Raw genomic sequence first — 15,046 nt, 5'->3', positions numbered from 1 at the left:
ACCGGGCTGACCCTGTCAGCCCGGCTCCCTTTCAGCCTGTCAGCTCAGTGTCATCAGCTCGGCATTGCCACCGGCAGCTGCCGTATTGACGCTGACCACCCGCTCCTGCAACAGGGCTTCCGGCTGCAACGTCACACTGTCAGCCCAATAGACCAGCGGAACAGGTGCATCTGGGTTCTTCAGATGGTCTGCAACGATCTGCCACAGCCCTTCATTGATGGTCTCCGTCAGGATGACGGAACATTTTTCCACATCCCCCAGAGAATCTGCTGGCTTGATCACCTCCCGCAGAACATCAGGCAGCGTATCCAGAGAGGCAATGACCGCAGGAGCAGCCAGCGCCACGACCTCATTCCCGCAGCTGATCGCATAGCTGATCATGCGCTTCAGGCCGGTAGGTGTCTCTGCCACAACCAGCACACGGCCACGGGGCTCAAGCCTGTACGTATTCCGCTCACCTACAGGAGAAGGAAGCTCCAGACGGCAATCCAGCAGGCCATGATCCATCCATGGCGTCACCTCACGGACCAGCTCACGGTCATCCGTTCCCAGCCACAGCAGCCAGGACCGTGCCATGGCAGGCATGGCGTCCGGTTTGGCCAGCAGCGTACGGGGCGCATGGGCGAGCTGCCGACGCAGGGCCAGAGGACCACCTGCCTTGGGGCCAGTCCCTGAGAGGCCATGACCACCAAACGGCTGGACACCGACAATCGCCCCGACAATGTTGCGGTTGACGTAGATGTTCCCAGCCTCGACACGCTCGACCAGATAGTCGATCCGGGACGGAACACGGCTATGCACGCCGAAGGTCAGCCCATAGCCGCCCGCATTGCTACGGGTGATCAGGGCCTCCAGCTCTTCACGCTGGTAACGCAGCACATGCAGCACCGGGCCAAAGATTTCACCCCCCACATCAGCGATCGCATTGACCTCGATCAGTGTCGGCGGAACAAAGGTGCCGTCAGCCGTTTCGTCCTTCACGACCGGCGCCTGGAAGACCGGATGGTTACGGCCTCGCAGCGCCTCAATGTGATCGACAATTCCCTTGCGGGCCACTTCACTGATGACCGGCCCGACATCCGTGGCCAGCTTGGCCGGGATGCCGATCCGCAATTCTTCCATGGCGCCCTTCAGGAGGGAAATGATGCGATCGGCTGCATCGTCCTGCACGCAGAGAACACGCAGGGCGGAACAGCGCTGGCCGGCACTGTCGAAAGCGGAGGCAACGATGTCCTTCACCACCTGTTCTGGCAGGGCCGAAGAATCAACCACCATGGCGTTCAGGCCACCCGTCTCCGCCACGAGCGGCACAGGCTGCCCATTGCGCCCGAGACGGCCAGTCAGCTGGCGGGCAATGATCTGCGCCACAACCGTGGAACCGGTAAAGAGCACACCAGCGATGCGCTTGTCCGCCACCATGGCAGCACCGACATCACCCTCACCCGGCAGGAGTTGCAGGACCTCTTCCGGCACGCCAGCCTCATGCAGAAGTTTGACGGCCTCCATGGCGATCAGCGGCGTTTCTTCTGCCGGTTTGGCCAGAACGGTATTACCAGCGGCCAGAGCGGCAGAGACCTGCCCAAGGAAAATGGCCAGCGGGAAGTTCCAGGGGCTGATGCAGACAACTGTCCCCAATGGGAGGTGGGTCTTGCTGCTGAACTCACGCCGGACCGTCCCGCCATAGTACCGGAGAAAGTCGATCGCTTCCCGTACCTCAGCTACGGCATTGGGATAGGACTTGCCAGCCTCCCGGACAGCCAGCCCCATATAGGCGATGTAGCGTTCCTCAAGCAGGTCGGCCGCACGCTCAAGAATGGCGCCACGGTCATCAGGGGACCGGGCTGCCCACTCCTCGAAAGCTCCCTCAGCAACATCCACAGCACGAGTGACATCCTCTGGCACGGCGAATGTCACTGTCCCGACCTGGTCACTCCGCTCCGCCGGGTTCGTCACCGGGTGGACAGGGCGTTCGGCCTTGCCAAGGCCAGGAACCAGCGGAGCCGCCTCATAATGCTCCGGCAATCCCTCAAGCCCCTTTCCAAGGCGGGCCAGAACGAGATCATCATTCAGGTCCATGCCCTTCGAATTGTGGCGGTCAGGCTCAAACATGTCGAGCGGCTTGCTGATCTCAGCATGAGGGGCCCCAACCGGAGTGTAGGACCGGGTTGTCTTGACCGGGTCCTCCACCAGCTTCTCCAGGGAAATCTTCGAATCTCCCAGAAGATTGATAAAGGACGAATTGGCTCCATTCTCCAGCAGGCGGCGGACCAGATAGGCCAGCAGCGTGTCATAGGTTCCGACCGGGGCATAAATGCGACAGGGGCGACCCAGATGTTTCTGCCCTACGACGCTTTCATAAAGAGCCTCGCCCATGCCATGCAGGCACTGGAACTCGTACTGCCCCTCGTGGAAGTCCCGGCCAGCCATGGCGTAGATGGACGCCACCGTGCGGGCGTTATGCGTGGCAAACTGGGGGAAAACGGCATCACCAGCGGCCAGCAGCTTGCGGGCACAGGCGATATAGCTGACATCCGTATGACATTTGCGGGTGAAAACCGGGAAATCCGGCACACCATCAATCTGGGCCTTTTTCAGCTCGGTATCCCAATAGGCCCCCTTGACGAGGCGGACCATGATGCGATGGTGCGTCTCACGGCCAAGAGCGATGATGTAATCCAATACGGCAGCGGCACGGCGGCCATAGGCCTGCACAACAAAACCGATGCCATCCCAGTCGGCCAGCTCCGGGTCACGGCAGAGTGCGTCCAGAATATCCAGGGACAGATCCAGACGTTCGCTTTCTTCAGCGTCAATGTTCAGGCCGAGATTGTAATGCTTGGCACGTACGGCCAGTGCCTTGACCGTCGGCAGCAGCTCACCCATCACACGCTCACGCTTGGCACACTCGTAGCGAGGATGCAGGGCAGACAGCTTGATGGACAGACCGGGGCGCTCATAAACCGTGTTGCCCCTGGCCATGGAGCCGATCGCCTCCAGAGCGGCATGGTAGGAGGCCTGATACCTCTCGGCATCGTTACGGTCCAGCGCTGCCTCACCCAGCATGTCGTAAGAGTAGTTGAAGCCCTGGGCCTGCCGCTTGTGGGAATCCTTCAGCGCCCCCTCGATGGTCTGGCCCAGCACGAACTGCTGGCCCATCATCTGCATGGCAAACTGCACGGCTTTGCGGACAACCGGCTCACCCCGTTTGCGCAGCAGGTCATGAATTGCCCCCATGCGCTTTTTGGGGGATACAAGACGGCTCGTGACATCAAGCCCCCAAGAGGCAGCATTGATGATCAGCCCACTGTCACGCCCCATATGGGACAGCCAGTCACCGACACTAACCTGATCCCGGATCAGAGCATCCCGGGTTGCGTGGTCAGGAGTACGCAGCAGGGCCTCGGCCATGCTCATCAGTGCCACACCTTCGGCGGAACCAAGGCTGAATTCCTGCACCAGCGTCTCAACCAGACCGGGCCGACGGTGATCACGCAGATTGCGGGCCAGAGCAAGGGCCACCTTGCCAGCCACGATCTCCTCGTCAGGTTTCAGTTCAGCGGCGGGAAGAAGCGCTTCCACACACTCCTGCTCTGGATACCGGATCTTCTCGGCGATGGCCTTCCGCAGAGCAGAACGTTCCGGCAATGAACCAAAATGACGTGCAAAATAAGCCATAGCAAACCTTCAAGCTGATCGCGTGACAACCACTTCCTGTTGTTAGAGGAGAAGGAACTTCTCTATCTCCAGCCAGACCATGAAACATGGGGTGTTGTCCATATCCAAAAATGCGATTCGCACAAATTATATTCGGGTTACGAAACGTTTCTGAATGCCAGAAAGGCAGCACGGCAAGGAATGTCCGTCCCTCCGCTTCAATCGACCGCCCCCGCGAGACGGAACAACCCTCCCGAAGGGCTGGATAAATATTGTGTGAAGGCTTGGGGAAACAGTGTGTTTCATCCCCTCAGGCAAGGATGAAACCACCCCCCAGAACACGGTCACCCTCATACATCACGCAGGCCTGACCAGGGGCTGGCAAGGCGGGTTCATCCAGCTGCACCTCGGCCCGGTTCCCCTCCAGGGGCCGCACCAGGGCCTGCCGCAGCCCTTCCCGTGCCCGCAGCTGTACACCACAGCGCACACCCTCTGCCGGGGCGTCAATCAACCAGTTCATATCCCGCAGGCGAACGGTCCGGCGGCCTTCATCACTGGTCACCTTCCGGCGGGGGCCAACAATGATGCGGCGGGAGGGCACATCAATGGCCGTGACCATCTGGCGCTCCCCCGTCCCCGTATGAATATCCCCCAGACGACGACTCTGGCCAACCGTATAACGGGCAATGCCCTCATGACGGCCCAGCACGGTCCCGTCTTCAGCCACAATGTCACCCGGCCCTTCAATCTCCGGCCGCATCTTCTCCACCAGCCCGGCATAGGAGCCGTTCGTGACAAAGCAGATATCCTGGCTGTCCCGCTTGGTGGCCACATCCAGCCCCAGCTCCTCCGCCAGAGCACGCACATGGGCCTTGTCGGGCATCTCGCCCAGCGGGAAGCGCAGGAACTCCAGCTGCTCACGGGTCGTGGCAAACAGGAACCAGCTCTGGTCCCGGTCCCGGTCCACCGGGCGGTGCATCTCCACACCTTCCGGGCCTTCCAGCCGACGTACGTAATGACCGGTTGCCATGGCCTCACAGCCGAGGTCCCGGGCCATGTTCAGGAGGTCCGTGAATTTAACCCCCTGATTGCAGGCCACACAGGGAACGGGGGTCTCCCCCCGAGCGTAGGAATCGGCAAAACTCTCGATCACACTTTCCCGGAAGCGGCTCTCCGCATCGATGACGTAATGGGGAAAGCCGATACGCTCGGCGACCATGCGGGCATCCATGATGTCCCGTCCAGCACAGCAGGCCCCAGGCTTTGCCGGACCGCTATGGTCGTAAAGCTGGAGGGTTGCTCCGATGACCTCATGGCCCTGCCGCTTCAGCAGGGCTGCCACCACGGAACTGTCCACCCCACCAGACATGGCCACAAGGATGCGCATGACTGGAAACCTCAGCCAGCCTTGGGAAGATGGACGACAAGACCGTCCAGCTCTTCCGTCATGACGATCTGGCAACCCAGACGGGATGTCTTCTCCAGCCCGAAAGCGAGGTCGAGCATGTCTTCCTCATCATCAGTCGGGCTTTTCAGCTTGTCCGCCCAGGCCGGGTCCACGATCACATGACAGGTCGCACAGGCGAGCGAGCCTTCGCAGGCCCCTTCAAGGTCGATATTATTCTCATGGGCGATCTCCAGCACGGAGAGACCAGCCTGTGCCTCCACCTCGTGGCGGCTACCATCACGCTCAACAAAAACCATCCGGGGCATAAGTCCCTACTCCCTGTATCCATGCAGCGGTCTCACCTCCCGGCAAGGCCCTGCCCAAAACGGGCCACTGCGCACTCCACATCACCTGCCGAGGTAAAACGTCCCACCGACAGGCGCAAGCTCCTGCGTGCCTCCGCCTCTGTCAATCCCATTGCCCTGAGGACATAGGATGGTGCCCCAGATGCCGCTGAACAGGCCGAACCGGATGAAAAAGCAACCCCCGGCACTGCTGCCATGACCTGCTGGGCCTCCAGCCCGGCGGGCAGGCACACATTCAAGACGCCCGGCAGCCGTGGGGCAGGCGCACCATTGAGACGCACCACCGGGAACAGCTGCCGCATACCCTGCCACAGCCTCTCCCGCAAGCCCGCAAGACGGTCAGCCTCCTCCTTCCCGCTCTCCACGGCCAGCCGGGCAGCCTTCCCCATGCCGATGATCAGCGGGACCGGCAACGTGCCAGAACGCAGGCTGCGCTCCTGCCCGCCGCCTGAAAACAAAGGTAGCAGCCGCACACGGGGCCGCCGCCGGACATACAGCGCTCCCACGCCTTTGGGACCATATATCTTGTGTGCCGAAAATGAAGCGAGATCGACACCCTCCAGCGTGCAGGGCAGCTTGCCGAACATCTGGGCCATGTCCACATGCAGCAGGGCGCCGGCCTGCTTCACCAGCGGCATGAGGCGCCCAAGGTCCTGCACCACACCTGTCTCGTTGTTCGCTGCCATGATGCTGACCAGCAGCGCGGGTGTCTTCAGGGCCTCTGCCAGACGATCCGGTGACAGGCGGCCATCCGGCTCCACCGGCAGGATGACAGGCTCAAACCCCTCACCCTCCAGTGACCGTACAGCTTCCAGCACACATTTATGCTCCGTTGCCACGGTGACAAGGCGCCGTCGCCCATCACCCTGTTCCTTCAGGAAACGGGCGGCTCCCTTGATGGCCAGATTATTGGCCTCCGTTGCCCCGGAGGTCCAGATCAGCTCCTGCGGGCTGACGGCGAGAGCCCCGGCAAGCTCCTCCCGGGCCTGCTCCACGGCCGCATTGGCCTTCTGCCCCGGCAGATGCAGGCTCCCTGCGTTGGCGGGATACTGTGTGAACCATGGCAGCATGGTCTCCAGCACGGCTGGATCACACGGAGTCGTAGCAAGGTAATCCAGATAGATCACATCAGCTTCAGGGTGCACGGCCACCTCCCTGGAGAGAGCTGCGTTTCAGAAGGCCACGTCCGGCAAAACGCTGGGCCATGAGAGCATAAACCTGCCCAAATGCCCTGACAGCTCCAGCTTCGGCATTCCACGGCAGCGAGACACGGATGGCCTGCCCGGCTGCCTCCCCCTGCCCCATGGCCTCCAGCACATGGGATCGGGCCACCTTGCCGGATGAACAGGCCGAACCGGCTGAAACGCAATATCCCTCGATATCCAGCGCCATGAGCTGCATCTGGGCCGCCACACCGGGCAGGACCGCACTGATGGTATTGGACAGCCGGGCCACACCATGCCCCATGATGAGGGCTCCAGCCTGCACCATGACACCCTCCAGCTCATCCCGCAGCGCCTCCAGGAGGGTCCAGTCCTGCTTCCGGCTCTCCTCAAGAGCGGCGGCCATACCCATGTGGGATGCAAGGGCCGGTGTGCCACCCCGCCGTCCCCGTTCCTGCCCGCCACCGGGCAGCAGGGGAGCCAGGGGCCTGTCCTCCGGCAGCAGCAGGGCACCGGCCCCCTTGGGACCACCCATCTTGTGGGCGGACAGGGCCAGACTGGCCCCCGCCAGGGACCCGTCTTTCAGAGCCAGTGAGAACTCGTCCCGCTCCTGCATCCGGCCTGCAGCCTGTACGGCATCGACATGCAGAAAGGCACCATGCTGGCGACAGAGAGAGGCTACATCCCGCAGGGGAGCGTATACCCCCGTCTCATTATTCGCCGCCATGATGCAGACCAGCGGCCCCGGCCGATCACCTGTTCCGGGAGTATGGGCTGCCAGCATCTCCTCCAGCGCCATGCAGTCGATCACCCCCTGCCCGTCAACCGGAATGAGGGACGCCTCCGGGGCAGCTTTGCGGATGGCATCATGCTCGGTGGCACCAATGAGAATGGCACGGCCTTCCGCCCGACCAAAGCCATGCAGGGCAAGCGTATCCGCCTCCGTTCCCCCTGACGTGAACACACAGCAGTCAGCCTCCCTGCCAAAAGCGGAGGCCATCGTCTGGCGGGCTTCTTCCAGCATGATGCGGGCCCTGCGTCCTGCGGCATGGACAGAAGACGGATTCCCTGTCTGCTCCAGCCCGGCCAGCATGGCAGCCCGTGCAGCAGGCCGCAGGGGTTCGGTTGCATTGGCATCGAGATAGACAGGGCCCTGCTGCACAGCTGTATCCTGAACCATGAAAAAAACCTTCTGCTCCGCTCATGCACATCCGGGACAGTGCCTTTCCCGCAAGCCCCATGACAAACCCTGCCCAAACAGGATGATAGATACAATCTTCTTTACCATTTTGAAAAAACCAGCGCAGAAGAGTCGATTTTGGTAGAAATCACGAGGATGGAACCGATATACAACGCCGGTATGTTCTTCCCGGACTGGGGCCGTGCCTTCTGCCCGGGGCGTAAAATCATGCCCGGGCCCGGACAGGGACCCGGGCATTATCGGTTCGCATAACCGCTCTGGGCCTTCAGCAGGCAACGGGGTGGACAAAGAGATGAGAGACACATGCCTGAAGTCATGTTTGCCGGCCCGGATGGGCGGCTCGAAGGCCATTACCATCATTCTGAAGACCCTAACGCCCCTCTCGCCCTGATCATCCATCCACATCCGCTGCATGGCGGGACGATGAACAACCGCATCGCCTACACCATGTACCGCCGTTTCCAGACCATGGGCTTTTCTGTCCTGCGCTACAACTCCCGTGGGGTTGGCCGCTCCCAGGGGCGGTATGATGGTGGAATCGGGGAAATCTCCGATGCCGCCGCTGCGCTGGACTGGATGCAGATGATCAACCCCAACTCCTCGGAGCTGTGGATCGCCGGTTATTCCTTCGGTGCCTTCGTGGGGATGCAGCTGCTCATGCGTCGGCCAGAAATCCGTGGCTGGATCAGCGTCGCTCCTCCGGCTGACGATTACGATTTCAACTTCCTCGCTCCCTGCCCGTGCAGCGGCCTGATGATCGCCGGTGGAAAGGACAGCATGGCCCCCGAGCCCGTCATCCGCAAGCTGGTGGACAAGCTGAACACGCAGAAGAATGTCACGGTGGATTACCGTGTTTTCCCCGAGGCCGATCATATCTTCTCCCAGCAGGCAGAACTGATTGCCGATGCGCTGGAGGACCATGTGACGACCCGCCAGCGGAATCTCTTCGCCCCTGAAGACGCCATGATCCAGCCTGCGGCAGAGGCCGTGGGCTAAGCCCGCTCCGCCCCGACAGGACAGCCATCAGGAAAGATGCCCTTCATGACCGATACATCACTTAAAAGCCCATTCCTGCGGGAAGCCCAGGCCCGTGGGATGATCTTCCAGTGCACCGATTTCGAGGCGCTGGACGAGCTGATGCTGGCAGGTCCCGTTACGGCCTATATCGGTTTTGACCCCACGGCAGACTCCCTGCATGTGGGCAATGCCATGTCGATCATGATGCTGCGGCTGCTCCAGAAGCACGGGCACAACCCCATCGCCCTGATTGGCGGCGGCACGGCAAAGATCGGTGATCCATCCTTCCGTGATGAGGCCCGCTCCCTGATGACGGACGAGACCATCACCCACAATCTTGCCGGGCTGCGGGCCTCTCTGGGACAGTTTCTGGATTTTGAGGATGGGGCGTGCCGTCTCGTCAACAATGCGGACTGGCTGGACAGGCTCTCCTACATCAGCCTGCTTCAGGATGTCGGGGTGCAGTTCTCCGTCAGCCGGATGCTTTCCTTCGAAAGCGTGAAGCAGCGGCTGGACCGGGAACAGGGACTGACTTTCCTTGAATTCAACTATTCCATCCTTCAGGCGTTCGACTTCCGGGAGCTGTACCGCCGCCACGGGGCCATTCTCCAGATGGGCGGGTCCGACCAGTGGGGCAACATCGTCTCCGGCATCGACCTGGCCCGCCGCACGGATGGGGCACGCCTGTTCGGGCTGACAACGCCGCTTGTCACCACCTCCTCCGGGGCCAAGATGGGCAAGTCCGCCAACGGAGCCGTGTGGGTCCGCAAAGAGCGGCGGCCTGTCTTCGATTACTGGCAGTTCTGGCGCAACACCGAGGATGCCGACGTGGGCCGCTTCCTGAAGATGTTCACGGACCTGTCCGTGGAGGAATGTGAACGCCTCGGTACGCTGGAAGGGGCAGAGATCAACGAGGCCAAGAAGATTCTGGCCACCGAGGCCACGGCCATCTGCCACGGCCGTGAAGCCGCCGAGGAAGCTGCCGAAACCGCCCGCAAGGTGTTCGAGCAGGGCAGCGTCCAAGCCGCCCTGCCGGAAGTTGCCGTGCCCGCCAGCCTGTTTGCCGAGGGTGTGCCTGCCTTCAGGCTCTTTGCAGAGGCAGGCCTGGCCGCCAGCGGGGGCGAGGCACGCCGTCTTATCCGTGGCGGTGGTGCCCGGCTGAATGACGTCGTCATCAAGGATGAGAACCAGACCGTCACCCCCGCCGACCTGACGGACGGCACGCTGAAACTGTCCTCCGGCAAGAAGAAGCACATCCTCATCCGGGTGGGGTAACCGCACACCACGCCGTCAGGGAGGGAAAGCAGCGCCCTCTCTGGCAGCGTGACATGCCGCAACACCTCTGGACAAAACTGACGGTATGTGATCCGCTTATCCCTCATTATTAATATAGGGTTAATGCTGTGAATCCGACTGAAATTTACGATGCTCTCTCGGACCTCACCTCTCAGCCCTACGATGCCAGCGCCTTTCCCTACGAGTTTGCCCTTGCTACGGATGCCGCAAAAGCAACCGTGGACAGGCTTCGCAAGGGGGCAACGAACCGTTCCGACCTCTCCGGCGGGGTTCTGCTGAGCCGCCGGTTCCATTTTGCCCCAGCCGGAGAGACGGAACAGGCGACGGTTGATGCCGTTCTGGACCAGCTGAAAGCCTCCACCCGCAACAAACAGGCGAAACCGGCCATCCTCCTCACGACGGACGGTACCATGCTGGCCGCTTTCCATCCTGCCAGCGGGGAGAGCCTCCATTGTCCGCTGAATGAAATGGCCAAACATTTCGGCTTCTTCCTCCCTGCTGCCGGCAAAGAACGTTACCGTGCCGTGGAGGAAAACCCCGTTGACGTGCAGGCAACGGGCAAGCTGGCCAGACTGTATGATGCCCTCATCCGGCATAACCCGGAATGGAAGGACCCCAGCCACACGCACATCATGAACCAGTTCATGATGCGGCTGATCTTCTGCCTGTTCTCCGAGGATGTCGGCATCTTCCCCAAAGACCAGTTCAGCCGCCTCGTACTGGATTATGGCGGGAAAAAAGGTGAGGCCCTGCATACGGTCCTTCAGGCAGGGTTTGAGGCCATGAACCTGCCAAAGGACGAACGCAGCCACCTGCCAGACTGGACGGCCCCGCTGGAATACGTCAATGGCGGGCTGTTTGCTGGGGACATCGCCATACCGACCTTTGATGTCACGGCCTTCCGCTACCTGAAGGATGCCTGTGCGCTGGACTGGAAGGACATCAACCCCGACATTTTCGGTTCCATGATCCAGTCCGTGGCGGATACGGGCATCCGGGCCGAACTGGGGATGCATTACACATCCGTCCCCAATATCCGCAAAGTCATCGACCCCCTTTTTCTGGATGGTCTACGCAGCGATATCCAGAAGGACTGGGACAAACCCGCTGCCCTACAGAAGCTCCTGCACAAGCTCGGTCATATCCATGTTTTTGACCCTGCCTGCGGTTCCGGGAACTTTCTTGTCGTTGCCTATCGCCAGCTGCGGGAACTGGAAATGACCCTCCTGCAACGGCTGGCGGCGCTGAACGGCAATGACACGATGGAGCTGTTTTCTGCCATCCCGATTGCCAATTTTCACGGCATAGAATGTGCCGATTTTGCTGCAGAAACGGCCAAGCTGGCACTGTTCATTGCGGAATATCAGGCCAATGCTCTCTTTGCCGAGCGTTTTGGCCGTGCCATTGCCCCCCTGCCGCTGCGGGAGGCCGCCCATATTGTCTGCGGTAATGCGCTGCGGCTCGACTGGGAGGCCGTCTGCCCGCCACCGGGGGATGGTGAGCTGGTGTACATCATCGGCAATCCGCCTTTTCTGGGAAAACAATACCAGAATGCAGAACAGAAAGAGGATATGGCCATCACCTTCTCCGGCTCCGTGAAAAACTATAAGGGGCTGGATTATGTGGCGGCGTGGTTCTTCAAAACCGCCCGCTATATTCAGGGACGTCAGGCGGAAGCGGCTCTGGTCTCCACCAACTCGCTTTGCCAGGGGCAGGCCGTCAATGCCCTCTGGCCCGACCTGTTGGGGGAAGCTTTGGAGATCAGCTTTGCCCATACCTCCTTCAAATGGCGCAACAATGCCAGCCATAATGCCGCTGTCATCTGCATCATTGTCGGGCTGCGCAACCGCCCGGAACCCAAAACCATCGCAACACCAAAACGGCTCTTCATCGGGGAGACAGAGCATCAGGCGCAGAACATCAATGCCTATCTGCTAGATGCCCCGAACGTATATATTGAAAAGGCCAGCAAAAGCCTCTTTGGCCTACCTGAAATGCTTTTCGGCAACATGCCTATTGATAACGGCCACCTCATCCTCTCATTAGAAGAAAAAGACCAACTTCTGCAACAGGCCCCACATGCTGAACCCTTCATCCGGCGGTTCATGGGCTCAAGAGAGGCCATCAATGATCTTGAGCGATACTGCCTCTGGATTGAGGAAGCCACACTAAAACAGGCAAAGCAGATTCCACCCATTGCCAAACACATAGAAGCCGTCAGCCTATTCCGTCAAAAGAGCAAACGAGCTGAAACGGTTTCCTTATCTAGCCACCCATGGCGTTTTGGATACTTAAACGTTCCCCCTTCCTTCAGCCACGCCTACCTCGTCCCCAGTGTCAGCTCGGAACGCCGTCCCTATCTTCCGGCCATCCGGGTCAAATCTGACACAATTTCCTCCAACCTCAACTTCGTCCTCTATGACGCCCCGGAATGGTGTTTTGCCCTGCTGGTTTCCCGCCTCCATCTGGCGTGGATCGCCGCAGTCTGTGGCAAGCTGAAAACAGACTTCCGCTACTCAAACACACTTGGCTGGCACACCTTCCCCGTGCCTGCCCTCACGGAGGCAGACAAAGAGGCCCTGAAGCAGTCCGGGCGGGCGATCATGCGGGTACGGGCGTACTACTTCGACAAAAATCTGGCCGAACTGTACGACCCGGACAAAATGCCTGCCGATCTCCGGGAGGCCCATCGGGCCAATGATGCCCTGCTGGAGGGGCTGTACAACAAGGGCCAGCCCTTCACCAACGATACGCAACGGCTGGAGCATCTCTTCCGCCGTTATGCTGCCCGTGTGGCACAAAGCCGGAAGAAACAGACCGTCCGCAAAAAACGCTCCACAACAAAAAAGCAGGAGGGCTGACCCGATGGCAAACATGCTCACCATGACCTATGGCCACAGCAAGGCAGGCACCAACGCACAGGGGATGCGCCCCATGCAGGAGCGTGTCTACAATGTCCGGCAGGCCCAGCATATCCTCCTCAAGGCCCCGCCTGCCGCCGGGAAAAGCCGTGCCCTCATGTTCGTTGCGCTGGACAAGATGCACCATCAGCACGTGGAAAAAACCATCATCTGCGTGCCGGAGACCTCCATCGGCGGCTCCTTCCGCAGTACATCCCTCCCCGGTTTTGAATGTGACTGGGTGGTGGAAGACCGCTGGAATCTCTGCCTCGACAGTGACGAAAGCTCCCCCCGCAAGGTGCGGGCTTTTCAGGATTTTCTACAGGATGACAAGGCGCAGGTGCTGGTCTGCACCCATGCTACCTTCCGCTTTGGGTATGATGCCGTCATCGCACAAGATGGTGTGGAGCGTTTCGATTCCTGCTTCATCGCTGTGGATGAGTTTCATCATGTTTCAGCGGGGGATAATAACCGCCTCGGCTTCATCCTGCGGGAATTGCTGAGCCGGGACCGCTGCCACCTCATGGCGATGACGGGCAGTTACTTCCGGGGGGATTCCATCCCCGTTCTCCGCCCGGAAGATGAAAGCCGCTTCACCCCCATTACCTACAGCTATTACGAACAGCTGGAGGGTTATGAGTTCCTCAAGACGCTGGGCATCTCCTACGAGTTCTATAAAGGCACCTACATCAACGGGCTGAAGGATGTTCTGGACCCCACACGCAAGACCATCATCCATATTCCGCATCGTGGATCATCCGAGGCCTTTGGTGACAAATATGATGAGGTCGGGCAGATCATCGACCTCATCGGCACGGTTGAAAGGCGGGACCCGGAAACCGGCTTCGACATCATCCGCCGGCCTGATGGCCAACTCATCAAACTGGCTGACCTTGTGGATGATGGCCCCAACCGGGACCTCATCAAGGCCAGCCTTGCCAGAACCATCACCGGGCCAGATGGCAAACGGGATGACGAAGCCGACCGGGCCAAGGTGGACATCATCATCGCCCTTGGCATGGCCAAGGAAGGGTTCGACTGGGTCTGGTGCGAACATGCCCTGACCATCGGCTACCGTTCCTCCCTCACGGAGATCGTCCAGATCATCGGCCGGGCCACACGGGACGCCCCCGCCAAAACACGGGCTGTCTTCACCAATCTGGTCGCCGAGCCGGGGGTGGAGACGCAAATCGTGCAGGATGCCGTGAATGACATGCTCAAAGCCATTTCCGGCTCCCTGCTGATGGAACAGGTGCTTGCACCGAACTTCAAGTTCTACAGGCGGGAAGACGGCGATATCCGTGCTCCTGTCAGCACGGATGCACAGGGGCATGTCACCATTGGCATCCACAACCTTGATGAACCGCCGACCCAGCGTGCCCGTGACATCTGCGAAAGGGACATGAACGACCTTGTCGCCACCACCCATCAACATATGTCCAGCCGTGCCCTGAACCCCGGCACGGCCCCCGAGGTCCTCAACCAGCCCATGCTGACCGGCATCATCGAGAAACGCTACCCTGATCTGACAGAGGATGAAACGGAATCTGTCCGGCAGCAGCTTTCCGCCCGCATCAATCTTTCCACACTGGCCCGGCAGACCCTTCAGGAAACGGACACACCCCCAGCACCACCCCACGGGAGCGGGTCTTCATCCGGGGCGGGCACCCCTCCCACCACAGAGACCACAGAGGAAGACAAGACGGCCAGCGCCCCCAACACGTTGCTCAGCCTCGTCCAACGACTCATCAACGTAAAAGAACTCGATATTGAGCTGATCGACAGCGTCAACTGCTTCCGGGAACGGTTTGAAATCATCTCCCGCGACATGGACGCCCCCCTGCTGGCACAGATCAAGACCGCCTTCACCGCCCAGCGTTACCCCATGGCGACTGAGGAGGCCATTGCCCTCTGGCCCCGCATCAAGGCTTTTCGTGACCAGGAAGGCCGTATGCCAGACAGCCATTCACCCGATGAGCTGGAGCAGCGTCTGGCCATGGCTCTGGTTCATCTTGCCAGAGAAAAAGCCAGGACTCTCCGCCAGCAGCAACAGGGCTGACCTG

At 60.4% G+C, this 15,046-nt stretch carries 9 protein-coding genes; 4 read left to right on the top strand and 5 right to left on the bottom strand.

Annotated elements, in window-relative coordinates; translation table 11 throughout:
- Positions 1-39: 39 nt before the first annotated feature.
- From putA to DTI93_RS09040, 5 genes are all read right to left on the bottom strand, one after another.
- Positions 40-3,675 (bottom strand): bifunctional proline dehydrogenase/L-glutamate gamma-semialdehyde dehydrogenase PutA, encoded by a 3,636-nt coding sequence (putA, locus tag DTI93_RS09060; RefSeq protein ID WP_249080575.1) that lies wholly within the window; start codon positions 3,673-3,675, stop codon positions 40-42.
- A 289-nt stretch (positions 3,676-3,964) separates the two neighbouring features.
- Positions 3,965-5,041 (bottom strand): tRNA 2-thiouridine(34) synthase MnmA, encoded by a 1,077-nt coding sequence (gene mnmA / locus DTI93_RS09055; RefSeq protein ID WP_043559613.1) that lies wholly within the window; start codon positions 5,039-5,041, stop codon positions 3,965-3,967.
- 11 nt (positions 5,042-5,052) lie between these two features.
- Positions 5,053-5,367 (bottom strand): ferredoxin family 2Fe-2S iron-sulfur cluster binding protein, encoded by a 315-nt coding sequence (locus DTI93_RS09050; RefSeq protein ID WP_043559617.1) that lies wholly within the window; start codon positions 5,365-5,367, stop codon positions 5,053-5,055.
- Positions 5,368-5,399: 32 nt separating this feature from the next.
- Positions 5,400-6,533 (bottom strand): cysteine desulfurase family protein, encoded by a 1,134-nt coding sequence (locus tag DTI93_RS09045; RefSeq protein WP_043559699.1) that lies wholly within the window; start codon positions 6,531-6,533, stop codon positions 5,400-5,402.
- Positions 6,534-6,540: 7 nt separating this feature from the next.
- On the bottom strand, positions 6,541-7,749 hold the full coding sequence (locus tag DTI93_RS09040) for a cysteine desulfurase family protein (RefSeq protein ID WP_249080573.1): 1,209 nt from the start codon (positions 7,747-7,749) through the stop codon (positions 6,541-6,543).
- 324 nt (positions 7,750-8,073) lie between these two features.
- Here DTI93_RS09040 and DTI93_RS09035 point away from each other — a divergent pair, with 324 nt between their 5' ends.
- The 4 genes from DTI93_RS09035 (at position 8,074) to DTI93_RS09020 (ending at position 15,042) form a co-directional block, all read left to right on the top strand.
- Positions 8,074-8,766: an alpha/beta hydrolase gene (locus tag DTI93_RS09035; protein WP_043559620.1), complete on the top strand. Its 693-nt coding sequence runs from the start codon at positions 8,074-8,076 to the stop codon at positions 8,764-8,766.
- Between the two features lie 45 nt (positions 8,767-8,811).
- Entirely contained in the window at positions 8,812-10,062 is a 1,251-nt protein-coding gene (gene tyrS, locus DTI93_RS09030; RefSeq protein WP_192848785.1) for a tyrosine--tRNA ligase, read from the top strand.
- A 128-nt stretch (positions 10,063-10,190) separates the two neighbouring features.
- Positions 10,191-12,944: a DNA methyltransferase gene (locus tag DTI93_RS09025; RefSeq protein WP_249080565.1), complete on the top strand. Its 2,754-nt coding sequence runs from the start codon at positions 10,191-10,193 to the stop codon at positions 12,942-12,944.
- A gap of 4 nt (positions 12,945-12,948) precedes the next feature.
- Positions 12,949-15,042: a DEAD/DEAH box helicase gene (locus tag DTI93_RS09020; protein WP_249080563.1), complete on the top strand. Its 2,094-nt coding sequence runs from the start codon at positions 12,949-12,951 to the stop codon at positions 15,040-15,042.
- Positions 15,043-15,046 lie beyond the last annotated feature (4 nt).

Origin of the sequence: Parasaccharibacter sp. TMW 2.1884 (genome assembly GCF_023337695.1) — a bacterium.
Classification (GTDB): domain Bacteria; phylum Pseudomonadota; class Alphaproteobacteria; order Acetobacterales; family Acetobacteraceae; genus Bombella; species Bombella apis.
This window is presented reverse-complemented; position numbering and strand designations above follow the sequence as displayed.